Origin of the sequence: Pedobacter changchengzhani, from assembly GCF_004354365.1 — a bacterium.
GTDB lineage: Bacteria > Bacteroidota > Bacteroidia > Sphingobacteriales > Sphingobacteriaceae > Pedobacter > Pedobacter changchengzhani.
In genome coordinates this window covers 188,596-205,126 of sequence record NZ_SJCY01000006.1, presented here as the reverse complement: position 1 = coordinate 205,126, position 16,531 = coordinate 188,596, and the positions used below count along the sequence as shown (strand labels likewise).

General features: G+C 36.3%; 10 protein-coding genes and 1 other RNA gene. 5 read left to right on the top strand and 6 right to left on the bottom strand.

Going from position 1 to position 16,531, the window contains the following annotated elements:
* Positions 1-181: 181 nt before the first annotated feature.
* Both EZJ43_RS10675 and gltB read right to left on the bottom strand, forming a co-directional pair.
* Positions 182-1,648: a glutamate synthase subunit beta gene (locus tag EZJ43_RS10675; protein ID WP_133262698.1), complete on the bottom strand. Its 1,467-nt coding sequence runs from the start codon at positions 1,646-1,648 to the stop codon at positions 182-184.
* A 2-nt stretch (positions 1,649-1,650) separates the two neighbouring features.
* The gene (gene gltB, locus EZJ43_RS10670) at positions 1,651-6,150 is read right to left on the bottom strand and encodes a glutamate synthase large subunit (RefSeq protein ID WP_133262697.1); all 4,500 of its coding nucleotides are present in this window, start codon (positions 6,148-6,150) and stop codon (positions 1,651-1,653) included.
* Between the two features lie 346 nt (positions 6,151-6,496).
* Between gltB and ffs the strand changes: the two genes are divergently transcribed.
* The 4 genes from ffs to EZJ43_RS10650 all read left to right on the top strand — a co-directional run bounded on the left by ffs (position 6,497) and on the right by EZJ43_RS10650 (position 10,177).
* Positions 6,497-6,596, top strand: an RNA gene (gene ffs, locus EZJ43_RS10665) — signal recognition particle sRNA small type.
* Between the two features lie 81 nt (positions 6,597-6,677).
* Positions 6,678-7,337 carry a fructose-6-phosphate aldolase gene (gene fsa / locus EZJ43_RS10660; RefSeq protein WP_133262696.1) on the top strand — a complete coding sequence of 220 codons (660 nt, stop codon included), beginning with the start codon at positions 6,678-6,680 and terminating at the stop codon, positions 7,335-7,337.
* A gap of 456 nt (positions 7,338-7,793) precedes the next feature.
* Positions 7,794-9,026 (top strand): YaiO family outer membrane beta-barrel protein, encoded by a 1,233-nt coding sequence (locus tag EZJ43_RS10655; protein WP_133262695.1) that lies wholly within the window; start codon positions 7,794-7,796, stop codon positions 9,024-9,026.
* 5 nt (positions 9,027-9,031) lie between these two features.
* On the top strand, positions 9,032-10,177 hold the full coding sequence (locus EZJ43_RS10650; protein WP_133262694.1) for a hypothetical protein: 1,146 nt from the start codon (positions 9,032-9,034) through the stop codon (positions 10,175-10,177).
* 11 nt (positions 10,178-10,188) lie between these two features.
* On the opposite strand, the gene EZJ43_RS10645 is transcribed toward EZJ43_RS10650, so the two are convergent.
* The 4 genes from EZJ43_RS10645 to EZJ43_RS10630 form a co-directional block, all read right to left on the bottom strand.
* Complete coding sequence (locus EZJ43_RS10645) at positions 10,189-12,243, bottom strand: LTA synthase family protein (RefSeq protein ID WP_133262693.1); 2,055 nt, start codon at positions 12,241-12,243, stop codon at positions 10,189-10,191.
* A gap of 7 nt (positions 12,244-12,250) precedes the next feature.
* The gene (locus EZJ43_RS10640; protein ID WP_133262692.1) at positions 12,251-13,678 is read right to left on the bottom strand and encodes a glycosyltransferase family 2 protein; all 1,428 of its coding nucleotides are present in this window, start codon (positions 13,676-13,678) and stop codon (positions 12,251-12,253) included.
* The gene (locus EZJ43_RS10635; protein ID WP_133262691.1) at positions 13,675-14,625 is read right to left on the bottom strand and encodes a hypothetical protein; all 951 of its coding nucleotides are present in this window, start codon (positions 14,623-14,625) and stop codon (positions 13,675-13,677) included. Before EZJ43_RS10635 ends, EZJ43_RS10640 begins: the two co-directional genes overlap by 4 nt.
* A 109-nt stretch (positions 14,626-14,734) precedes the next feature.
* Positions 14,735-15,100, bottom strand: a complete 366-nt coding sequence (locus EZJ43_RS10630) for a response regulator transcription factor (protein WP_133262690.1) — start codon at positions 15,098-15,100, stop codon at positions 14,735-14,737.
* A gap of 115 nt (positions 15,101-15,215) precedes the next feature.
* On the opposite strand from EZJ43_RS10630, the gene EZJ43_RS10625 reads away from it, so the two are divergent.
* Positions 15,216-16,424, top strand: a complete 1,209-nt coding sequence (locus EZJ43_RS10625; protein WP_133262689.1) for a GAF domain-containing sensor histidine kinase — start codon at positions 15,216-15,218, stop codon at positions 16,422-16,424.
* Positions 16,425-16,531: the final 107 nt, after the last annotated feature.

The following is a 16,531-nucleotide window of genomic DNA, read 5'->3' as shown; positions in this document are numbered from 1 at the left end:
GATCCATAATTGGGGCTTGGCATTTTCACAACTTTATATTAAATTTGGTGAGCGAATACTGAAAGAAAACAGTAGCTCCTGAGAAGCATTAATTTAGATAATGACACAGTTCAAGTTACACTCCCAAAAAAAAGGTCGTAATTTTCATCACGACCTTTTATTATATAAATTTTTAAATTACTTATGCGTATGCAATAGCATCTTTTGAAGTCAATTTTGTAGATCCCATTAAATACTCATCAACTTTCCTTGCAGCTTCTCTCCCTTCAGAAATTGCCCAAACTACTAAAGACTGACCACGGCGAACATCACCGGCAGCGAAAATTTTCGCAATATTGGTTTGATAACTATGCTCAGAGGCTTTAACGTTTCCTCGGTTGTCTAATTCAACACCCAATTTCTCTATAAGTCCCTCTTTTTGTGGATGCAAAAATCCCATTGCAAGCAATACCAGTTCGCATGGTAAATCTTTTTCCGTACCTGCCACTTCGTTAAATTTGGTCGGCCTGCCATTTGCGTCAATTTCCCACTCCACAGTAACCACTTTAAGCGCCTTTAAATTTCCATTTTCATCTGCAATAAAGTTTTTCGTGTTGATAGACCAAGCCCTTTGAGCACCCTCTTCATGTGAAGATGTGTTTTTCAAAATCATTGGATAATTTGGCCAAGGCATGTGTTCATTTCTAGCCGTGGGTGGCATTGGCATAATCTCAAATTGTGTAACTGATTTAGCACCGTGACGGTTTGAAGTTCCAATACAATCAGATCCTGTATCTCCACCACCAATTACAATTACATTTTTGCCAGTCGCCATGATGTCTTCTACCACAACATCTCTTTCAGCTACACGTTTATTTTGTTGTTTTAAGAAATCCATTGCATAATGCACACCTTTTGCTTCACGTCCCGGAATTGGTAAATCTCTTGGAATTGTAGATCCGCCAGCCAAAACAATTGCATTAAAATCTCTAAGCAAAGTGCTTATTTCAACGTTTTCGCCAACATTAGCATTACATTTAAAAATAATGCCTTCTTCTTTTAGCAAATCAACACGGCGGTCGATAATGTTTTTTTCCAATTTAAAATCAGGAATACCATATCTCAATAAACCACCCGGTGCATCATCACGTTCGAAAATAGTTACTTCGTGCCCTACCTTATTAAGTTGGGCAGCTGCGGCTAAACCTGCGGGCCCAGAACCAATTACAGCAACCTTTTTACCAGTTCTAATCAAAGGCACTTTGGCTTTTATAAATCCTTTAGCGAAGGCAATTTCTATGATGTGTTTTTCAATTTCTTCAATGGAAACTGGTGATTTGTTAATGCCTAAAACACATGCAGATTCGCACGGTGCAGGGCAAATACGGCCTGTAAATTCTGGAAAATTATTGGTGCTCAATAAAATATCGGCTGCTTCTTGCCATTCTCCTTTATATACAGCATCGTTAAATTCGGGAATTACATTACCCAAAGGGCAACCTGTTTGACAGAATGGAACGCCACAATCCATGCAGCGTGCTGCTTGCCTATTTAATTCTTCTGCCGGCAATTCGTTTAAGAATTCGCCGTAATGTTTTACACGAGTTTTAGCCTCTTCTCTAGTGGGTGCAACTCTATCGTATTCTATAAATCCTGTTATTTTTCCCATGGCTAGTGTGTTTTTACTTGTTGATTACGTTTTGCTAAAACTGCTTTATACTCTTTCGGAAATACCTTCACAAAACTGCTAGATTGAGTTTTCCAATCACTTAAAATAAACTCAGCAACCTTACTCTGTGTTAAGCGAATATGCGTTTTAAGTAAGGCTAAAATTCTTGCCTCATCTTCTGCAAGCAACGGATCGAGATCTACCATTTCTTTATTGCATTTACGGGCAAATGTTCCGTTCGAATCATAAATCCATGCTACGCCACCGCTCATTCCGGCTGCAAAATTACTTCCTGTTTCGCCTAATATTAATACTTCTCCTCCAGTCATATACTCGCAACCATGATCGCCCACTCCTTCCACTACTGCTGTAGCGCCAGAGTTACGAACGGCAAAGCGTTCACCTGCTTTACCACGAGCAAATAACTCTCCGGCAGTTGCACCGTAAAGGGCAACGTTGCCGATTATAATATTTTGCTCGGGAACGAAAGTTGAATTTGAGAATGGATAAACAGCTAAGCGTGCACCCGATAAGCCTTTACCAACATAATCGTTAGCCTCACCTTCTAATGATAAGGTTACACCACGTGTGTTAAAAGCTCCAAAACTTTGTCCGGCAGAGCCGATAAATTTAAAGTTGATTGTATCTGGTGGCAAACCTTCTCCTAAATGAACTTTAGAAATCTCATTTGATAACATACTACCTAACGATCTATTGGTGTTTTTCACATCGAATGTCGCAAAAACAGGTTCTTTATGTAAAATTGCGGGTTGTGCAGCTGCGATTAATTGATGGTCTAAAACGTTTTCCAAACCATGATCCTGCACAGCTGTGTTGTACAATGGTAAACCATTATCTTCTGCTTTAAAAAGTATTGGTGATAAATCTAAAAACTTCAGCTTCCAATCTTCAGCAGGCAATTCGCGAGCTTTTAAAATATCAGCCTGACCAATCATTTCGTTTATGGTTCTAAAACCAAGTTCTGCCATAATTTCGCGCAACTCTTCCGCTAAGAAATGAAATAAGTTTACTACATGGTCTGCATCGCCAGTAAATAGTTTTCTTAATTCTGGGTCTTGTGTAGCCACACCCACCGGGCATGTATTTAAATGACATTTACGCATCATTATACAGCCAGAAGTTACAAGTGCTGCCGTGGCAACACCCCATTCCTCTGCCCCTAATAAAGCAGCAATGGCAATATCTCTACCTGTTTTTAACTGCCCATCGGTTTGCAAAACAATGCGGTTACGCAATTTATTTTTTACCAATGTTTGATGTGCTTCCGCCAAACCAAGTTCCCAAGGTAAACCTGCGTGCTGAATGGAAGTAAGCGGCGAAGCGCCAGTACCACCATCAAAACCAGAAACCAAAATCACATCTGCGTGTGCTTTTGCAACACCTGCAGCAATGGTTCCAACGCCTGCTTTAGAAACCAGTTTTACGTTAATTCTGGCCGTACGGTTGGCATTTTTTAAATCGTATATTAATTGTGCTAAATCTTCGATAGAATAAATATCGTGATGTGGTGGAGGTGAAATTAAACCAACTCCAGGCGTAGAGTGACGAACTTTTGCAATCCAATCATCTACTTTATGGCCAGGTAATTGTCCACCCTCTCCAGGCTTGGCTCCTTGGGCCATTTTAATTTGCAACTCATCTGCATTAGTTAAATAATAACTTGTAACACCAAAACGAGCAGATGCAACTTGCTTAATTGCCGAGCGCATACTGTCACCGTTAGGCATTACTTTATAGCGCATTTCATCTTCGCCACCCTCACCTGTGTTACTTTTACCGCCAATACGGTTCATTGCAATGGCTAAAGTAGAATGTGCCTCGTGCGAAATTGAACCAAAAGACATAGCACCCGTTGCAAACCTTTTTAAAATGGCTTCAGTTGCTTCTACTTCATTTAATGGAACTGATGGTCGGCTGTAATTAAATTCGAACAAACCACGGATGGTAAATGCTTGTTGCGTTTGTTCGTTTACCAGTTTAGAATATTGCTTGAAAATCCCGTAATCATTTTTACGCGTGGCATTTTGCAACAGGTGGATAGTTTGTGGATTAAACAAGTGCACTTCACCTTTCCGGCGGAATTTATAAGTACCTCCGGCAGGCAATAAATGTTCTGTTTGCGTAGCCGGACCAAAACTACGGTGATGCTTAATTAAAGTTTCTTTAGCAATTTCATCCAAACCTAATCCGCCAATGCGAGAAACCGCACCAGTAAAATAAGTATCAACCACCTTTTTATTTAAACCTAATATCTCGAAAATTTGAGCACCTTGATAAGATTGCAAGGTTGAAATACCCATTTTAGAGAATATTTTTAACAGACCGCTGTTTACGGCATAAATATAGTTTTTACTCAATTGCTCAGCAGAAAGGCCAGATTCGGCTTGAAAACCATTTACAGTTTCTAGCGCCAAATATGGATTAATGGCTGTTACGCCAAAACCTAGCAACGTTGCGAAATGATGCACTTCCCAAATATCGCCTGCTTCTATAACAATACCAACAGCACCACGGTAACCTTTGCGTATTAAATGATGATGCACCGCAGAAACCGCCAGTAAAGAAGGCATTGCGGCATGTTCAGAATCAATTGCTCTATCGGTTAAAACAATAACCTGGAAACCGTCTTCAACTGCATCCACTGCGTAACGACATAAACGATCTAACGCTTTTGCCATTGCACCGGGTTTACCATCTGCACGGAAATAAGTTTGTAGCGTTTTCGCTTGGAAAACGCCAGTATCTATACTTCTAAGTTTTTCTAATTCTTGGTTAGTTAAAATGGGATGTTTTATCGCCACACAGTGAGATTGTAAAGGATTTTCTTCCAATAAATTACCTGCACTACCCATAAAACTTGCCAAACTCATCACAACTTTCTCTCTAATCGGATCTATTGGCGGATTGGTTACCTGAGCGAATAGTTGCTTAAAATAATTAGATAAATGCTGTGGTCTTTTTGATAAAATAGCAAGTGGCGTATCAGTTCCCATTGACCCAAGCGGTTCTTTTGCTTCTATAGCCATTGGCTTAAGGAGTAAATCTACATCCTCTCTGCTATAACCAAATACTTGTTGATATTTAAAAATAGATTCTTCTGAAAGACCAGTGAACATTACACGTGGATTTGGCAGTTCTTCTAATCTAATTTGATATTGATTAATCCAATCGGCAAAAGGACTTTTACTGCAAACTTGAGTTTTAATCTCTTCATCGCTAATAATTCGGCCCTGCTCCATATCAACAACGAACATTTTACCAGGCGTTAAGCGTCCTTTTTCGATGATGGTGCTTTGATCTATTGCTAAAGCGCCAGCTTCAGAAGCCATAATTACGCGGTCATCAGAGGTGATAGCATAACGCGATGGACGTAAACCGTTACGGTCTAGCGTTGCACCGATTAATTTTCCATCAGTAAAAGCAATCGCTGCAGGCCCATCCCACGGCTCCATTAATGTAGCATGAAACTCGTAGAACGCTCTCTTCACAGGATCCATGTCCTCATTTCCATCCCAAGCTTCTGGTACCAACATCATTAAAACATGAGGCAACGTTCTGCCTGCATGCAACAACAATTCAATTACATTATCTAAGCAACCAGAGTCTGAATTTGTTTCGTCGATGATTGGCAACAACATATCCAACTCTTCGGATGTAAAATAACTAGAAGCGAAAGATTTTACGCCTGCTCTAAACCAGTTTAAATTTCCTTGTAAGGTATTAATTTCGCCATTGTGGGCGATAAAACGGAATGGCTGCGCCAATCTCCAAGAAGGAAATGTATTTGTTGCAAAACGCGAGTGTACCAATCCTAGCGCAGAAACTACGCGTTTATCACTTAAATCGGTATAATAGGTGCGAACTTGCAACGAAGTAAGTTGACCTTTGTAAATAATGGTTTGTGCAGATAGCGAAGCAATGTAAAAATCTTTGCCACCGTGCACTGTATTTGTAATTAACTTAATTAGATAATTTTTGAAAATGTACAATTTACGCTCAAAATCATCACCTTGAGAAACAGCATAAGGTCTGGCTATAAAAACCTGCTCAATTTCTGGTTCAACAGAAAGCGCCATGTTGCCAATATCCGTTGTATCAACTTCTACTTTTCTAAAGCCCAAAATTTCTAAACCCAGCTTTTCTGCAGCGCGATAAATCAATTCCCTACATTCTTCTCTAGATCGAATATCCTTTGGCATAAATAGCATTCCGACACCATAATTATTGGTTTCTGGTAAACTAAAGCCAGCTTTTAGGCATTCATCATAAAAAAATTCGTGGGGAATTTGAATCATTATACCCGCACCGTCTCCCGTATTGGGCTCTGCGCCAACCGCTCCTCTATGATCTAAATTTTCTAAAATAGTAAGTGCATCCGAGATTATTTGATGCGATTTTCGCCCCTTCACATGCGCAACGAACCCGATACCGCAGGCATCGTGTTCAAATTTTGCATCATACAATCCGCTATTTGGTTCCATTGTTTGCTCGTTAGTTGTTAGTGTTTAGAAGACACTAAGGTAAGGAAAATGAACATAAAATTGCAGAGTTTGCATACTTTTTATGATTATTTTAGATTAAAAGTAATAAAAAACCTATTTATTGCAAAAGAAACAAAAAATAAGCAACTAAAATGCGAAATCTATAATCAAGAAAAGCTTATTTAAAACGAATTTAAATATCATTTAGGTTTAAATAAAATCAGAAAATTGCTTATTAAAAATTAATTTCCAATTTATTAATTTAGCAATCAAGCAGATAGCACAATATGTTTAAAATTTAGAAAAATCCATTTTGCAAAACAACTTCTTTTTCTACCTTTGTGCCGGGCAAGTCTTTTACGACCAGCTCCCTTCGAACTCCCCCAGGGCGGGAACGCAGCAAGGGTAGAAGGTTGTAGCGGTGCGATAAGAGGTGCTTGCCCATTTTTTTACCCCCTAACCCTCTGAAGGGGGGACTAAATTCTTCAGGGTTTAATCAAAAACTCAAATTATAAGAATTAATAAACATGAAATTTTTTATTGACACAGCCAATCTCGATCAAATTAGAGAAGCACAAGACATGGGTATTTTAGATGGCGTAACCACCAACCCAAGTTTAATGGCTAAAGAAGGTATTACTGGCGATCAAAATGTAATTAACCATTATAAAGCCATTTGCGATATAGTTGACGACAACGTTAGCGCTGAAGTAATTGCGACAACTTTTGCAGAAATAGTAAAAGAAGGTGAAGCTTTAGCAGCTTTGAACCCTAAAATTGTGGTAAAAGTTCCTATGATTAAAGATGGTGTTAAAGCAATTAAGCATTTTTCATCTAAAGGAATTAAAACCAATTGTACTTTAATTTTCTCTGCAGGCCAGGCTTTACTTGCTGCTAAAGCTGGTGCAACTTATGTTTCTCCATTTTTAGGTCGCTTGGATGATATATCAAGCGATGGTTTAATTTTGATAGAAGATATTAGAACAATTTTTGACAATTACGGCTACGAAACACAAATTTTGGCTGCCTCTATCCGCGGACCGTTACACATTGTGAACTGTGCAAAATTAGGTGCCGATGTAATTACTGCGCCTTTAGCAGCAATTGCTGGATTATTAAAACACCCACTTACCGATAGCGGATTAGCAACTTTCTTGGCAGACCATGCTAAGGCGGCAGGAAAATAATATTAGTTTTTTAAACTACATGAAAGAAGTTGTCTCAAAAGGACAACTTCTTTTTTTATTAAGCCAGTTTGGTAACACTTTGGAAATCAATTTTTTAGATATAATTTTTGTTTTCAACTAAATTCCGTTTGCTTAATACTGATAAGTAATCAAAAAATGTGGCGTGTTGAATGTCAATTATTTAAGTGTACAAAGCACAACTTGTTCTACCATTGGATAAAATTTACAACTTTTAAAAACATTGTTTCTTCAATAATCTTTTGCAATTATAAGGAGGGCAACTTGTTAAAGATTATTGAATAGAAAAAGACTGTTTTTCTATTTTAATTAAACATGCGCTGTGCAATTAGCAAATAATAAGTGGTTTAAAATACAATTTTTCTATAGTTAACTACTTGTCTGCATAACTTTTTTGTTTATCTTTAACAGCATTAAAGATCATATAAATTCATCCCGATGTACCAAAAAATCTTGCTATTACTGTACTGTTTTGTTACTCCCGTTGTGGTAATTGCGCAGTCTGCCGACGATTTATTTACCCAAGCGCGCAACGCGGCTTTTCAAGAAAAAAATTATCCAAAAGCAATTTCCTTAAGTCAGAAGGCTTTAATACAAAAACCACAATATGCAGAGATTCGCGTGTTTTTAGGGAGAATTTACACATGGAATAAACAGTTGGATAGCGCTAGAATAAATTTCCGGACGGTAATTAAAGATAAACCTGATTATGCAGATGCATATCTAGCATTAGGGAATTTAGAGTTTTGGAACGATGATAACAAAACTGCGTTACAAGTTGTTGATGCAGGTTTAGATCTTGCTCCGCGTGAAGAAGATCTTCTATTATTAAAAGCAAAAATATTAAACAATGAGAAAGAATGGCTACTTGCTGATGATGTGGTGACGAAGCTATTAAAAGTTAATCCAACAAATACAGAGGCAAGATCTTTATCCATGCGGATTAAAGATAATAGTGCGAAAAATAAAATCGGGGTAAATTACGACTTTGTTTATTTTGATAAACAGTTTGACGACCCTTGGCATTTAGTGAGTGTAGATTATTCTCGACAAACCAAACTAGGCTCCATTGCTGGGCGGGTAAATTATGCAAATCGCTTTAAAAGTAATGGCACTCAATTCGAGATAGATGCCTACCCACGGATTTCTCCATTGTTCTACGCGTATGTTAATTTTGGATATGCTCCAGAAGCAGGTGTATTTCCGCAATATCGCTCTGGTGCATCTCTTTATGCCAATTTACCCAAAAGTTTTGAAGCAGATTTTGGCGTACGTTTCCTTCGTTTTTCTGATAACGTCTTCGTTTATACGGCTTCTGTCGGGAAATATTACAAAAACTTTTGGTTTAATGTTCGTACCTACGTAACACCATCAAATGATGCCGTTTCGCAGTCATTTGCACTTACAACCCGATATTATTTCGGCGGTGCGGAAGATTACTTAAGCTTGGTTATGGGCACAGGAATTTCTCCAGATGATCAACAAAATAACGTTTTAATTAATACTGACCGTTATAAATTAAAGTCAAACAACATTTCGATTGGCTACCGTAAGTCGTTTCAAAAAATTAATGTTTTTAGTATCAAGGTTGGTTTCGAGAATCAAGAATATTTGAGAGGTACGAGGGGAAACCAGCTCGATATTGGATTAGGATATGTTAGACGATTTTAATATCGATGAAATATAAAAAGTTAATTCTGGTGGTAGGAATTTTGCTTTCCATACCATTAATTATGTTTTTAGTTTGGATTGTTTATCCAAAAACGAAATTCGTACTCGCAATAGTTGATAAAACAGTATTGGATAAAGATGCGCAGGAACATGTTTCGCTAAGCTGGATATTGAATTACGAAAAATACGCCAAAACAAGCGAAAAGAGATATCAAGCAGACCATGATTACTATGGTTTTTTTCCAGAAGATAAAAATCATTACAGTTTAAAAGGCTTAGAGCGTTTTAGTGAACAGCAATTAGACCAATTAAGCATAGATGCCGACGCAGTTTATTTTACTGATACTTATGGTGTTTATACGAACGAATGGTACACTGAGCGTAAAAAAGCAGATCAGAATGCGGTTATTTATGGCGGACTAAGCAAACAGGATTTAGTGCTGCTAAACCTAATGAAGAAAAAACACAAACTCATTATAAGCGAATTTAATACCATTGGCTCCCCTACTAAGTTAGAAAACAGATTACAGTTCGAAAAGCTTTTTGCAATGAGGTGGACTGGCTGGACTGCAAGATATTTTAGTAGTTTGGATACTTCAAAAAATTCGGAATTACCGCGATGGTTGATAAAAAATTATGAAAATACCCATCAAAAAAAGTGGAAATTTAAGCGCTCCGGTATTGCTTTTGTAAACGAGGCAGCAGCAGTAGTGATTCTGGAAGATACAACCCATCTTACCCAACCCATTCCATCAATTGAAACCAGTATAACCGGCCAAAGTAAATATAATTTACCAGCCTCTATTAAATATCCTTTTTGGTTTGATGTTATTGTGCCTGATACATTAATTAACCATGCGGTATCTAAGTTTAAAATTGCGACAAATCTTGCAGGGCAAGAAGAGTTAAAACGTTTCGGTATTCCGCAAAATTTCCCTGCCGTACTTGAGCACGATGCGCCCGACTATAGGTTTTTTTACTTTTCGGGTGATTTTTGCGACAACCCAGTTTCTATTAAATCATCGTACTTTAAAGGCATTCGATTTTTAGATTTTCTGTTTTACAACCGTTCGGATGCAATGGATCGCAGCGCCTTTTTTTGGACATTTTACCGGCCAATGTTAACCGAAATTTTGAAGGAATCAAAATAAACAACAAACAACTATTTTTTTGGAGATCGAAATTTCTTAACTAACGAATCAGGTAAAATGTTGTTAACGCCCTCTTTAACAAGGTTATTTTTTCTTTTAAAATTCGAAAAAGCTTGAGTCAATTTTGCATGGTTCGATTTATCTTCTAAATTATCTTCCTGCATATAATTGTTCATTTTAAAAAACTGATCGCCATTTATATGGTATTCGCCCATCACAAAATCAGTGAGGTCACTTTTAGTTTGAATAAGCGGATAGGAATGAATATTTCGAAAGTTTTGTACAGTATCCAGCCCGGTGCCCAACCATGCTACTTTACTTGGTGTTTCAATTGCATAATTTGTTTTTAAATATGAAAGTACACTAGGTGTAATATCGAAATGCGTAGAAATAGATTCTATTCGTGCTGTTCTTTTTAACAGTGGCGAATAAATTATAAATGGTACATGGTATCGATCTATTTTATTGATGGTCGGTATTTCGGGCATACGATGATCGCCAGTGATGAAAAATATGGTGTTTGAAAAATCCGCACGCTTTTTATAACCATCAAAAAAATGTTTCAAAGATTCATCTAAGTACATTACACTAGAATATTGCAACTTATATTTCCGGTAGCTTTCCTTCTTGTCTTCGGTAATCTCTAACGTTTTCATTCTATTTTCAAACATGTCGATATACCTTTGCTCGTTGTTCATCAAAAATGGATCGTGTGTAGATAAAGTTAAGATTACACTGAGTTCTGGCTGTTTGGCTAAAGCTGCGTTCTGGCTTTGAAGATAGTATTTGAATAATTGATCATCTTGATAACCCCAAGAAAAACCACTTGAAGATTGTGGCATTTTTATATATCCGTTAGGGAAAGTATTTAAATCTTTTATCTCATCTACTTGATTATAGGTCAAGAAGTTTGCCATGTTATCGAAATCTGCATTTCCGCCATAATAGAAAGAAGTGTGATAACCATTGTGTTTTAGGATCGAATAAAGTGATAAATGATCTGGCATTTTCTTACCCATATCCAAAAACCCTGCTTTGCCGAACGGAAGCGAGCCCATAACAGATGGCAACATGGCAAACGTTCTACCGCCTTCACTTAAAAAGTTAGGCCAATAAATACTTTTTTTCGATAATGAATCGATAAAAGGCGTGAAATTACCTAAGTATGCACCATCATTCGTAAATGCCCTACCAAGCCCCTCAACCACTATAAATACTAAATTGGGTGGTGTTTTGCCAGGTTTAATAAATGGACTCAATACATCGGCACTATCTGGTTGATGTAGAAATGGATATTCTTCAGGATCGGTGTAGTTGATCGACTGCGAGAACTTTGACAATTCGCCATAATTACCTATATAGTTATCAGCATAGATGTCAACATCATCCTCGCCACCAAAAAAGTAGCTGTTACTGGCAGAAGAAAAATAGCCTAATTTATTTAAAATCAAACTATTAAAATATTCTGATGAAAAGCTAGTTGCTTTTAATTTTCCGCCTACGTTAAAAAATGCAAAAATCAAAATGGACAATAACAAAGCCTTGCTGAACAAGGCAGAGGGATTAATTCTTTTACGCACAAATCGCATAATGCTATATATTACAATTACAACAAGCAAAATACCAACCGTGTTGCCCACGCTTATAATGCCAGATGAAGCAGTAGTTTGGGTAATATCGCTCAAAGAGTAACTATATAAATCGGCCCCCAGAGGCACTAAAGCTGTACTGAAATAAATAATCAGCAATAAATTAGCAAATGTTGCGACTGAAATTAATGCAGTAATAAATATTGATGCAACCTTTTTCGACCATATATACAACACCAAAAAGAATGGAAATAGTAAGGCAGATGATTTTATTGAAAAAACTAAGGTGTTTACAATACTCCATACAAAAACCCATACATTATTAGGCCACTCGTGCAAAAAACCGTTCCTAACCTGTTCTATTATTATTACTAAAAATAACAACAAAGTCCACGTTAAAATATACTGAACATAATCTTTCGCAACTGCTGCAACGAATAGTTTTATTTTTGCTTTTAATATATCTTTATTATACATGTTTGAGTTATTTCTTCTTTTTACCACCAAGACCTATCCTTGTCATTTCGCCCCAAGCACTTTTATTTCGTAGTAAATCTATATTTCCTTTTATGGCCGACCACACTATAAAAGGATGAAAAATAAATGCCTCTCCAAATGCAGTAAGCACTAATCTTAATATGTCTCTCCTTCTTTTATATTGATTATAGGTTAAAACCTCCATAAATATTGCAAAAGAAGAATACAAAAAGCCAAAGCTGAATACGAGCGCAAATAGCGATACAAAAAATTTATAATCCGTTAAACCAAGCAAACTAAATATTACGAAACCAATAAAACCAAAAAATTCTATAATTGGAGAGAGAAACTCAAAAAAGAACCAATATGGATAACTAATCATCCCCAAAATATGGTATTTACGATTAAAAAACATTTTCTTATGAATTTTCAATGTTTCGATTGTTCCCCTTGTCCACCTATTTCGTTGCCTGCCTAGTATTTTAAAAGTACTTGGCGCCTCTGTCCAACACAGTGGGTCTGGAATAAAACTTACCACATAAGGTAAATTGCGCTCTTCCATGTAACGCCTCATTCGCACCACAAGCTCCATATCTTCACCAACCGTGTTGTGGTCATAACCACCAGCTTTTATGGCAATATCTCGGTCGAAAGCTCCAAAAGCACCCGATATTAATAGCAAGCCATTTAACCTACTCCACGCCATCCGGCCCAATAAAAAGGAACGAATATACTCTAAAGTTTGCGCCAGTGGCAGAAAACCACTAGGCAGATTTACTTTAATTAACTTACCATTTTTAATTTCACAATCGTTTGCAATGCGCACAACGCCACCAGTCGCAATTACCTTTTTCTTATTGTATTCCAAAAAAGGTTTAGCAAGTTTAAGTAATGCATCCTGCACCAAAACACAATCCACATCAATACAAACTAAATAATCTTTTTGTGCAATATTAAGGCCTACGTTCAGTGCATCGGCTTTGCCTCCATTTTCTTTATCTACAACAATCAGTTTTCGGTAAATGGCCTTTCTACTTTTATACACGCCCCTAACTGCTTTTGTGGCAATTTGTTGGTTTACAAAATAATCAACTTTGTACAAATCATAAACTTCTATTAATTTAGCCAACGAATCGTCTTTGCTACCATCGTTTATAATAATTAACTCGAGATTAGCGTAATGAATTGAAAGCAAAGAGCGCACATTTTCTACAATATTTGCACCCTCATTGTAAGCTGGTGCTAACATACTAATACCCGGCGCTTGCTCTGTACTGGCTAAAATACGGTAATCGGTAAATTTGTTTTTATAAATATAAGTTCTTAACTCGCCAATAGAGTACAGGGCGATAAAAATGTAGAACGAAACAAGTATTACTGAGTAAGCTAACAATCCGTAGCTCAATAAATCTCCTAAAATACTTTGCCAGCTCATTTGATGATTTCTCCTTCTACCTGATTTATAATCATTAATACATCGGTTTCCGCTGGAGAAAAACTATTCTTTAATACTTTAATGGTTTCAACATCAATGCAAGCGATTGCTTTTATTAATAGATATTTGAGTCGATTATTTTCAGTATCTAAAAATGATATCAGTTTAGGAATATCCACGTTTGTGCAAATTGTTTGAAATGCTGTAGCTATAGCGAGTTGATTTTTCGGAATTTCTTGAGGAAATAAATTCATTAGCAATTCTTTAGCATCTGCAGCTTCCCATTTTTTCATGCAAGTTATGGCTTCCAATCTAATTTCTTCATCAATATTTTCGAGATGTAAAGCCACATCGTTATATAACTCGAACCGCCTGTAAGTTGCAGCTAATTTGATAGCAAAAATAACAACACTTTTATTTTCGGATTGCAACCACTTATCAATAGCACTAAAATTCTCTGATTCAACCAAAGAAAGCTCGTGAAGCAATCTAATTTGTTGCCATCCTGTTAATTGATAAGATATGATATCTAAAAACCTCAAACCATCAAATCCAAACAGCTTGATAATTGTTAGTTGTGCCTCGTCTCTAACAAGCTCTTTTTTATTGTTTGTATAACGATATATTTGAGGAAGCTGTATCGTTAAACCCATCAACCCAATCTCTTGCATGGCCGAGGCTTTAAGATTCCAATACCTACTTCTTAATTTTGCAACAGCATACTTTTCCAGCCCGAGTTGTAAGTATAGCCTCGTAACTCCATCAGCCGAATGGCCCAAAATATTTTTCTTAGCTACCAATAATTTATCGGTTAACAACCGCCTAAAATAACCGTTGCTCAACATCATTTTCACTCTTGGCGTTAACTTAAACTCATCATTTATTTGATGAGTTTCGGCAAGAATTGCAGTTCTCACTAATAAATCGCACATTTTTTTCCATTTCATAAGCTTAACCCTTCGCGAATGGCGAATGGTAAGCCTTATCATTACGTAAGAAATAAGAAGAAACGAAATAATAAAAAAGGCGAAAGCGAAAAATGCAAGATATTTCATTTTATTTTTGCCTTTGAGAAAATCTTTTTACTCTTAAAGAAAGTTCATTTGGACTAAAAGGCTTAGTTATAAAATCATCGGCTCCAAGCTGAAATGCTTCTAAAACAATTTCTTCTTGCCCCATACCCGATAAAATAATAATTGGAATTTCTGGCGTATAACTTTGTTTAACAGTCCCAACAATCTCTAAACCAGTAACATAAGGCATCATAATATCTGATATAATTAACTGAGGCCTAATCTTTTCTATTTGCTCTAATGCAACTAATCCATTTTCGCAACACACAACCTCATGCCCATCTTTGAGCAAACGAAGCTGTATCGTTTTACGGATAAGCTCATCGTCTTCGGCAATAACAATTTTCATAATAGAGATTTTTACTAAGTTAGAAAATTTGGGATTAAATTAGATAATTAAGTGCACGAAATGTTATATTTACAACTAAATCTATCTCTAAAAATAAAAATCCCACTACATAAAAATGACTGCTGAAAATAACCCAATTCCAAAAAATGAGTTTGAAAGACTTATTAGCCTAGCAAATTTTGACTTAGACTATTCGAGTTTAAATGAAAATTTTAAGGATCTTACAGAACTGGCAGCCAAGGTAACGGGCTCCGAAATTTCTTTAGTAAATTTAGTCGATCAATATACGCAATGGTCAATTTCAGATTTTGGCATTAGCGATCTTAAACAAATGCCAAGAGAAGATTCTACCTGCCAATATACAATTATGGGTGGTGAATATTTTGAGGTGCAAAATTTCTCTTTAGATGAACGTTTAAAAAATAAACCCTACGTATCTTCTCCTTTAAATCTGCGATATTATTTTGGAATTCCTTTAACTACAAAAGAAGGGCATAATATTGGTGCGCTATGTGTTTTGGATAGAATTCCTAAAAAAATGAGCCCTGAGAAAATTGAGCTTTTGAAACTAATTGGCAATGAGGTAATTAATAGGCTGAATATGATGAAAGTTGTGCTGGAATTAAAAACCAGAATTTCTGATTCAAAAGAGAATAACATGAAAATTGCCCACGATATTAGAGGCCCACTTTCGGGAATTATTGGCATTGCAGAAATTATTGGAGAACGTGGCGATCAAAATAAATTAAATGAAATTCTGGATTTAATAACCATGATTCAGAAAAGTAGTAAATCCCTACTTACACTGGCCGATGAAATTTTAACAAACGATTACCAGCAATCGACAGAATTATCGGCTAACGATTTTAATCTTCTTGTACTTCAAGAAAAATTAGACATATTATATCGGCCGCAAGCACGAAATAAGAACATTAATTTTAAAGTCAATATCGGCGACAGTTACGATGAGATTCCTTTTGCGAAAAATAAATTACTACAAATTGCTGGAAATTTAGTTTCGAATGCCATAAAATTTACACCTATTGAAGGAAATGTTACCGTAAACTTATCTCTCGATTTAAAAATAGAAGGTAAAGTATTATGCATAATTGTTTCCGATTCTGGTCCTGGTTTGGATGAAGAATCAATCCACAATATACTTTTTGGAGAAAAATCTTCAACTGGTGGTTCTAATGGCGAACAAGGCTATGGTTTTGGTTTAGTTATGGTGAAACATTTAATTGATAGTATGAATGGTAAATTGGAAATTAAATCAGATCCAACGCATAACACTCAATTTAAAGTGCTTTTGCCTATTGGCTAAAACCTTATTTAAAATTTATATAGCAACAGACTGGATTTAATTTATTTTGTTAAAAAAAACGAAGTTGATACCCATTTTATATAGTTGTAATTATCAAAAAAATAAGG

Excerpts from the sequence above, each read along its gene's own strand:
- EZJ43_RS10655 (WP_133262695.1), top strand. The coding sequence starts at position 7,794 with ATGTACCAAAAAATCTTGCTATTACTGTACTGTTTTGTTACTCCCGTT.
- fsa (WP_133262696.1), top strand. The coding sequence starts at position 6,678 with ATGAAATTTTTTATTGACACAGCCAATCTCGATCAAATTAGAGAAGCA.
- gltB (WP_133262697.1), bottom strand. The coding sequence starts at position 6,150 with ATGGAACCAAATAGCGGATTGTATGATGCAAAATTTGAACACGATGCC.
- EZJ43_RS10650 (WP_133262694.1), top strand. The coding sequence starts at position 9,032 with ATGAAATATAAAAAGTTAATTCTGGTGGTAGGAATTTTGCTTTCCATA.
- EZJ43_RS10640 (WP_133262692.1), bottom strand. The coding sequence starts at position 13,678 with ATGAGCTGGCAAAGTATTTTAGGAGATTTATTGAGCTACGGATTGTTA.
- EZJ43_RS10630 (WP_133262690.1), bottom strand. The coding sequence starts at position 15,100 with ATGAAAATTGTTATTGCCGAAGACGATGAGCTTATCCGTAAAACGATA.
- EZJ43_RS10625 (WP_133262689.1), top strand. The coding sequence starts at position 15,216 with ATGACTGCTGAAAATAACCCAATTCCAAAAAATGAGTTTGAAAGACTT.
- EZJ43_RS10645 (WP_133262693.1), bottom strand. The coding sequence starts at position 12,243 with ATGTATAATAAAGATATATTAAAAGCAAAAATAAAACTATTCGTTGCA.
- EZJ43_RS10675 (WP_133262698.1), bottom strand. The coding sequence starts at position 1,648 with ATGGGAAAAATAACAGGATTTATAGAATACGATAGAGTTGCACCCACT.
- EZJ43_RS10635 (WP_133262691.1), bottom strand. The coding sequence starts at position 14,625 with ATGAAATGGAAAAAAATGTGCGATTTATTAGTGAGAACTGCAATTCTT.